The organism is Salinicola peritrichatus (assembly GCF_003206715.1).
GTDB classification, from domain to species: domain Bacteria; phylum Pseudomonadota; class Gammaproteobacteria; order Pseudomonadales; family Halomonadaceae; genus Salinicola; species Salinicola peritrichatus.
Genome location: NZ_PZJU01000099.1, coordinates 1 through 1,175, shown reverse-complemented (window position 1 = coordinate 1,175; position 1,175 = coordinate 1). Strand labels below are relative to the sequence as shown.

The 1,175-nt window shown below is 58.6% G+C and carries 1 protein-coding gene; it reads left to right on the top strand.

All coding sequences use genetic code 11. The annotated features are described in order from the left end of the window. Positions 1 to 49: 49 nt before the first annotated feature. Complete coding sequence (locus DOM57_RS21580) at positions 50 to 1,150, top strand: IS630 family transposase (RefSeq protein WP_110651807.1); 1,101 nt, start codon at positions 50 to 52, stop codon at positions 1,148 to 1,150. The last annotated feature ends 25 nt before the right edge of the window (positions 1,151 to 1,175 follow it).

The following is a 1,175-nucleotide window of genomic DNA, read 5'->3' as shown; positions in this document are numbered from 1 at the left end:
TAAATAGCGTCTACCCTGATACCCATATTCCGCACTGGCTGGAGGTATCGTGGCAAAGCGAGGTCGGCCCGCTGCCCAAGTGACCGTGACTGAAGATCAGTTGGCTGAGTTAAACCGGCGGGCAGCCGCCCGCAAAGGCCCTGCCGATGAGCAACTTCGTGCCTTGATCATCCTGGGTTGCAAGGACGGGGAACCCGGCACGTCGATCGCCAGGCGGTTGGGCATCACAGCGCAAACGGTCTCAAAGTGGCGCCGCCGCTTTGCCGCCTATGGCCTGGACGGCCTGAATGATGAGCTTCGTAGTGGCCGCCCTCGATCGATTCCCGATGAGGTCGTGCAAGAAGTCATTGATCGCGTCCGCCAGGAAAAGCCGGCGGATGCCAGTCACTGGAGTACCCGCAGCATGAGTGAAGTGGTAGGGATTTCCCCGGCCAGCGTGCAGCGGATCTGGGGTGCCTTCGGCCTCAAGCCACACTTGGAAAAGACCTTCAAGCTGTCCACCGATCCGGCATTCGTCGATAAGGTGCACGACATCGTCGGGCTCTACATGAATCCACCGGATCGGGCCATGGTCCTGTCCGTTGACGAGAAGAGTCAGATTCAGGCGCTGAACCGTACTCAGCCAGGACTGCCGTTGACGTTCGGGAAGCCCCAAACGCACACCCACGACTATCAACGTCATGGCACCACCTCGTTGTTCGCTGCCCTGGACATCGCGACGGGCAAGGTTATCGGGCGTCTCAAGCGTCGGCATCGCAGTGCGGAGTTTCTGGAGTTTCTCAATGCCATCGACAGAAGTGTGCCGGCGGGCCTGGATGTTCACCTCGTCCTGGATAACTACGGCACCCACAAGACCGACAAGGTGAAGGCCTGGCTGGCGGAGAGGTCGCGCTATCATGTCCACTTCACACCAACATCAGCTTCATGGTTGAACCTGGTGGAGCGCTTCTTCTCCACGATCAGTGAGAAGTGGATCAAGCGACAGGCGCACACCAGTGTGAGGGACCTGGAGGCCTCGATTCGTCACTACTTGGCGATCAATAACAAGGATCCCAAGCCTTTCCAGTGGCGGAAAAGCGCTGATGAAATAGTGGCGTCGGTGGGCCGAGCCGCTGCCGCGCTTGACCGACGCAGCGACAAATCAGATTAATTTCACGAACTTGCGAAACACCACA